The organism is Brevibacterium sp. R8603A2, from assembly GCF_023072605.1.
Lineage (GTDB): Bacteria > Actinomycetota > Actinomycetes > Actinomycetales > Brevibacteriaceae > Brevibacterium > Brevibacterium pityocampae.
Genome location: NZ_JALLGN010000060.1, coordinates 1 through 233, shown reverse-complemented (window position 1 = coordinate 233; position 233 = coordinate 1). Strand labels below are relative to the sequence as shown.

Annotated in this window: 1 pseudogene; it reads left to right on the top strand. The window is 60.1% G+C overall.

Going from position 1 to position 233, the window contains the following annotated elements:
* A pseudogene (locus tag MTQ12_RS14880) lies at nucleotides 1-127 on the top strand (IS3 family transposase); the annotation flags it as partial.
* Nucleotides 128-233: the final 106 nt, after the last annotated feature.

Genomic DNA, 233 nt, shown 5'->3' with positions numbered 1-233 from the left:
CGTCTCACCTGGCGATTTGATCCACCACAGCGATGCCGGGTCCCAGTACACATCTATCCGATACACCGAGCATCTCGACCTCGAGGGCATCGCGCCGTCGATCGGTACCGTCGGCGACGCTTACGATTGTCAGTCTGTTTCTGCCGGGTTCCGCGAGAATCGGGTAGTCCCGGCCGGCGCGGTTTGACCCTTGCTTATGATTGGCCCGCATGGTGCCTTTGCGTTGATCTGTC